This window comes from Streptomyces sp. SID486 (assembly GCF_009865385.1).
Lineage (GTDB): Bacteria > Actinomycetota > Actinomycetes > Streptomycetales > Streptomycetaceae > Streptomyces.
In genome coordinates, this window is record NZ_WWJT01000709.1 from 1 (window position 1) to 4,496 (window position 4,496).

Genomic DNA, 4,496 nt, shown 5'->3' on the forward strand with positions numbered 1-4,496 from the left:
CCGCCCCCTGGCGGGGCGCCGCCCGGCCGCCCGCTCACGGGTGGGTCAGGGGCTCTCCGTGCGTGGGGTGGGTCGGTGGTCGTCTGTTCGCGGGTGGGTCAGGGGCTCCGTTCGTGGGGTGGGTCGGTGGTCGTCGGTTCGCGGGTGGGTCCGGGGCTCCGTTCGTGGGGTGGGTCGGTGGTCGTCGGTTCGCGGGTGGGTCAGGGGCTGTCCGTTCGCGGGTTGGGTCGGTGGTCGTCCGTTCGCGGGGTGGGCCAGTGGTCGCCCGCGGCGTAGGAGCGCACGGTCACCGTTTCCCCGGAGTGGCGTCGTACGACATGGGCCCGGCCGGACCCCGCCACCCGGGTCTCGCCGTCACCCACCACCAGCATCGTGTTCTCGTCCACGGCGACCCCGTACGGGACGTCCCCCCGGCCGACCGCCGCGACCAGCCGGGCCAGCGTCCCCCACTGCGCCGCGTGCACGTCCACGGCGAACGGCACCAGCCCGAGGCCCGCGCGCACCTCGACCTCCGCGAGGTCCTCGCCGGTCTCCTCCGGGCACACCGCCACGCCGTCCACCAGCCACCCGCCGACCACGGCCCGCCGCGCGGCGACCGCGGCACCGGCGGAGAACCCCGCGTACGGCACCCCCCGCTCGGCCAGCAGCTTCGGGAGCCGCTCCAGGCAGCCCGCGAGCGCGTCCTGGTACGCGGGGGTGAGCCCACCGCAGACCAGTAGCCCGTCGATCCCCTCCAGCCGGGCCTCGGGCTCGAACCGGCCGCCGAGCGGCACCAGCAGCGGCACCGGCGTACACGTCGGCGCGGACTGCCGCAGCGCCACCGCGTACCGCTCGAACTGCGCGGCCCCCTCGCCCTCGTCGACGATCAGACAACCGATGCGCCGCTCGCCGCTCACCTCCCGCAGAAACGGTTCGTACAGCTCGGCGCGGTCCCAGCCTCCACCGATCAGGAACGTACGACTGCCCATGCCCATGCCCTCCCCTTCGCACCCCGGTCGATCCTGCGGGGCGAATCTACGGGGCGGGCAGGACGGCCGTCGCCCCGATCGGCCGCCGGGGGAGCGGCCCGCCGACATCGGCCCCCTCGGCGAACCCGACCACGAGCCGTTCTGGCTCGACAGCGAGCAGCTCCGACTCGAGCGCGAGCCTTTCCGACTCGGCCGCGAGCCTTTCCGACTCAGCCGTGAGCTGTTCCGAGCCCCGCAACTCCGGGCATCGGCACCGGCACCGCAGCGCCGCGCAGTGCACCTCGCAGCCGGGGCAGCCAAGCCGGGTCGGCTGGGCCAGTGGGTCCGCTGGGCCGGTGGGTCCGCTGGGCCAGCTGGGCAAGTCGGGGCAGCGGCAGGGCAAGGTCAGCTTGATCGGCTGGGTGAGCCCAGCCCCTTCGGTGGGGCAGCCGGGTCAGCCGGGCAGGGTGGCCGGGCTGCCGCCGTTCGCCTCGTAACCGGCCACCGCGAGCGCGCGGTGGAGGGCGAAGGCGGCGGCCGGGTCGGCGGACAGGGTCCACGGCAGCGCGCCGACGTGCCCGTCGACGTGTATCAGCTGGTCCATGGCCTCGGCCCAGCGCTCCGCGCAGACCAGGAAGAAGGTCAGCAGATGCCGGACGTGCGGCAGCGTCGGGTCGTCGCGGTCCGCGCCGTGCACCGCGTGCAGCGCGCCGTGGATCGCCCTGCTGACGACCTCGCTCTGATAGAAGCTCGCGACCAGGTTCACCTCAGGGAGGTGCTCGAACACGGCGAACAGGGGCAGCGCGGGGAGCAGCGAGCCCTGCGGGGCGCGGGCCGCGGCGGCCTCGGCGAAGGAGTACGCCTGCTCGCGCGAACCGTGCCACTTCTCGCACCAGTAGTGCAGGGCGGCCAGATGCGCGCCCATGTGATGCGGGGCGCGGTCGAGGATCTTCAGCCACAACTGCTCGAACTCGGCCTGCGAATACCCCAGTCCGCGCGCGATGGACAGCTCGATGACGTACGGCACGGGGTCGCCGGGAGCCAGCAGGGCCGCCTGCTCGCACACCGTCCTGGCCTCCTCCATGATGATCCGGAAGTCGTCCGCGCCCGGCGAGGCCGTCCGCCATGCCTGCTGCACCAGGAACTCCGCGTGCACGGCGGCGCCGCCCGCGTCCTTGGGCTGCTCGGCCCGCCACACCCGCAGCCACTGGCCGCCAGGCGTCTCGTGCACCCCGCCGGGCCGCTGCTGGAGCTCCAGCGCGGCGGCGCCGGCGAACGCCTGCACCCGCTGCCAGCGCAGCTCGCCCGCGGACTCGGTGCCGGCCAGCAGCTGGGCGGCGGCCCGGTAGTCACGGGTGCGCTGCACCAGCTCCAGGACCTCCAGCAGATCCTGGTCCGGGCCGGGCAGACGTATGTCCAGCTCTTCCTGGCGCACGAAGCCGTAGGCCGCAGGGTCGGCGGCGTCCGGGTGTCCGGGAGGAACCAGCTCGATCCCGCCGCGCCTGCGCCGCAGGACGGGAAGCAGCACGAAGCTCAGCATGAGCAGCGCCATCAGCAGCCAGAGAATCGACATGCGTCAAGCGAACCAGACACCGCCGACAATTGGCGAACCCCGCCCCCGACCTGTGGACAACTCCCGATCGGAGCATGACAGGGGGCAACGGACGGGCGCGAACCGCGGAACGGGACGAGCGGGCCTCGCGTGACGGGACGAGCGGGTCCAGCAGGACGGGACGAGCGGCTTCGCCGAACATGACGGGCGGGCCCGGGAGCGGGACGAGCGGGTTCGCGGAACATGACGGACGGGCCCGGGAAGCGTGACGAGCGGGGCCCCGGAAGGCGACGGGCGGTCCCGCCGGGCGCGGCGACCGGTCGCCGCCAGCGGGGCGAACGGGATTCCAGAAGTCCAGAACATGACGACAGACCCATTGCGGACGTCAGGAACCTGCCGGGCGCACTACGCTCGGTGCACATGAGCGACAGGCATATCAGCGAACACTTCGAGACCCTCGCGATCCACGCGGGCAACACCGCGGATCCCCTCACCGGCGCGGTCGTCCCGCCGATCTACCAGGTCTCGACCTACAAGCAGGACGGCGTCGGCGGGCTCCGCGGCGGCTACGAGTACAGCCGTAGCGCCAACCCGACCCGCACCGCCCTGGAGGAGAACCTCGCGGCGCTGGAGGGCGGTCGCCGTGGCCTCGCCTTCGCGTCCGGCCTGGCGGCCGAGGACACACTGCTGCGTACGCTGCTCAGCCCCGGCGACCACGTGGTGATCCCGAACGACGCCTACGGCGGCACCTTCCGGCTGTTCGCCAAGGTCGCCACCCGCTGGGGGGTGGAGTGGTCGGTCGCCGACACCAGCGACCCGTCGGCCGTCCGGGCCGCGATCACCCCGAGGACCAAGGCCGTCTGGGTGGAGACCCCGTCCAACCCGCTGCTCGGCATCACCGACATCGCGGCCGTCGCCCAGGTCGCCCATGACGCGGGCGCCCGGCTCGTCGTCGACAACACCTTCGCCACGCCCTACCTTCAGCAGCCGCTGTCGCTCGGCGCGGACGTCGTCGTGCACTCCCTGACCAAGTACATGGGCGGTCACTCGGACGTGGTCGGCGGTGCGCTGATCGTCAGCGACCCGGCGCTCGGCGAGGAGCTGGCCTACCACCAGAACGCGATGGGCGCCGTCGCCGGCCCCTTCGACTCCTGGCTGGTGCTGCGCGGCACCAAGACGCTCGCGGTGCGCATGGACCGGCACAGCGAGAACGCCACGAAGATCGCCGACATGCTGACCCGGCACCCGCGCGTGACCGGCGTCTGCTACCCCGGGCTGCCCGACCACCCCGGCCACGACGTCGCCGTCAAGCAGATGAAGGCGTTCGGCGGCATGGTGTCGTTCCGGGTCGAGGGCGGCGAGGCAGCCGCGATCGAGGTGTGCAACCGCGCCAAGATCTTCACCCTCGGCGAGTCCCTCGGCGGAGTCGAGTCCCTCATCGAGCACCCCGGCCGGATGACCCACGCCTCCGTGGCGGGCTCCCTGCTGGAGGTCCCGGCCGACCTGGTGCGTCTGTCGGTCGGCATCGAGAACGTCGAAGACCTGCTGGAAGACCTCAAGCAGGCCCTCGGCTAGCAGCCGGCCCGGCCGGACCCACCGGCCGGATGCGAGGACAAGGCCACCGACCAGGATCACCGACCGGGTCACCAGCGGGGTTCACCAGCCGGGCTCACCAGTCGGTGACCGGTGGAGTCGTCTGCGAGGGCGGCTCCACCCACGGGTGGGCGGTGGCCGACCACACGGCGAAGGCGACGGCCACCGCGCACGCCAGCACCCACAGCGCCCGGCGGGCGAGCCGCCGCCTGCGCAGCAGACGGTCCCCGCGCCGCACCGCGTCGGCGCACAGCTCGGGCGGCACCGGCGCCACGGCACGCTCCATGACCCGCCGCACGGCCTGCTCCCGCTCGCCCCGCTTCACGACGGCCTCCGGGACCGGCCACGGCCCGCCCGTACGACGCCGGGGCCGCCCGCACGCCGGCCCGCGTGCCTGGGCCCCC

Annotated in this window: 4 protein-coding genes; 1 reads left to right on the top strand and 3 read right to left on the bottom strand. The window is 73.7% G+C overall.

Features of this window, described 5'->3' with window-relative positions:
- Positions 1-200 precede the first annotated feature (200 nt).
- Both GT045_RS33275 and GT045_RS33280 read right to left on the bottom strand, forming a co-directional pair.
- Positions 201-968, bottom strand: coding sequence for a hypothetical protein (locus GT045_RS33275; RefSeq protein ID WP_161336474.1), 768 nt, complete (start codon positions 966-968; stop codon positions 201-203).
- Positions 969-1,401: 433 nt separating this feature from the next.
- On the bottom strand, positions 1,402-2,520 hold the full coding sequence (locus GT045_RS33280) for a hypothetical protein (protein ID WP_161293190.1): 1,119 nt from the start codon (positions 2,518-2,520) through the stop codon (positions 1,402-1,404).
- A gap of 399 nt (positions 2,521-2,919) precedes the next feature.
- Between GT045_RS33280 and GT045_RS33285 the strand changes: the two genes are divergently transcribed.
- On the top strand, positions 2,920-4,074 hold the full coding sequence (locus GT045_RS33285; RefSeq protein ID WP_161293193.1) for a cystathionine gamma-synthase: 1,155 nt from the start codon (positions 2,920-2,922) through the stop codon (positions 4,072-4,074).
- Between the two features lie 94 nt (positions 4,075-4,168).
- Here the strand turns inward: GT045_RS33285 and GT045_RS33290 are convergent, their stop codons facing one another.
- On the bottom strand, positions 4,169-4,417 hold the full coding sequence (locus tag GT045_RS33290) for a hypothetical protein (protein ID WP_161336475.1): 249 nt from the start codon (positions 4,415-4,417) through the stop codon (positions 4,169-4,171).
- Positions 4,418-4,496 lie beyond the last annotated feature (79 nt).